This window comes from Kitasatospora sp. NPDC058032, from assembly GCF_042885845.1.
Taxonomy (GTDB): domain Bacteria; phylum Actinomycetota; class Actinomycetes; order Streptomycetales; family Streptomycetaceae; genus Kitasatospora.
This window is the reverse complement of sequence record NZ_JBHVRK010000089.1, coordinates 1-1,155: the sequence shown is the minus strand read 5'-3', so window position 1 is coordinate 1,155 and position 1,155 is coordinate 1. Positions and strand designations below refer to the sequence as shown.

At 70.6% G+C, this 1,155-nt stretch carries 1 protein-coding gene; it reads right to left on the bottom strand.

What is annotated here, in order from left to right:
• A partial coding sequence (locus tag ACFVUH_RS37455) for a transposase (RefSeq protein WP_387918113.1) occupies window positions 1-1,009 on the bottom strand: 1,009 nt, incomplete at its 3' end.
• Between the last annotated feature and the right edge of the window lie 146 nt (window positions 1,010-1,155).

Below are 1,155 nucleotides of genomic sequence, written 5' to 3'. Positions count from 1 at the left end.
CGGCCAGCGCGAGCAGCTCGTCGGTCCGCCGCTGCGTCATGTTGGTCAGCCAGATCCGCGACGAGCGGGGCCCCGCGTACGACGGAACGCCGAAGATCCGATAGGTGGCGTGCGGCGTGTGACGGGCCAGCCGCACCTGCGGCAGCCGTACCAGCGTGGTCATCGTGGCGGTGCGATCCGCCCCGCCGGGACCGTCGTGGCCACCGGGTCTGAGATGGCTGCCGTGCTTGAGGCCGAACAGGCGCTGTGCCTCCACGGCGGCGGGCAGGTTCGAGGCGTATGCGCCACGCGCCGTCGTCCTGCCGACCGGCACCACCGGGGTCCGACCGGGCAGCGACACGACGAACTCGCGTCCCCTGGCGCTGAGTCCACGCACCAGCGAGATGACCCCCGAGTGATGGCCCAGGTCCGCCACCACCGGCCGGGGGCTGAGCTGGGTGCTCCCGCACAGCGCGTCGACGAGGTCGAGTGCGTGCTGTTCGACGGTGCGCTGGCCCACCGACTCGGGAATGCGGGCCCGCGCGCGGCGCGCATGGTCCTCGACCCAGGCACCCGGCAGCAGCAGCCCCCAGTGGACGGGCACGGCCTCCGCACCGGTGGCGAGGAACGCTCCCACCGCGAGCTGGCAGTTGACGGAGCGTCCGGTCGCGGGGACGAAGCGCCGGTGCACACCGCAGGAGTGGTCACCCCGTTTGCGTAATACCGCCACCGACAGGACCCAGGCACGCGGATCGAGCTGCTGCTCGACCCACCGCATCAGCTCGACCCGCGCCGGAACCCAGTCCCAGGGGCTGGCGTTGAGGAACTGGTGCATCGACTGCGACGCGGTGGGCGAGCGCGAGACGGTGGCGGCCATCCGCTTGATCGACTTCTTGCCGTCGGTGGTCAGCAGGCCCGTCAGATACGCCTGGGCCCACGCCCTCTGATCGGCCCTCGGCAGGTGCCCGAAGATCTGATCGGCAAGTACGGAGACCGGCAGGTGCGCGTGCCCCACGTCGTGTGCCGCCATGGCTCGTTTCCCTTCTCCTGGGCAACCGATCGAGCGCCGCGATAGCGTAGCCAGCAATATCGTCTTTTCACGGGAGAGGGCGCTCCCGTCGGCTGGAGACCGGACAATGGACGTCCAATCCTGCTGGATCCGACGATCGCCGATGC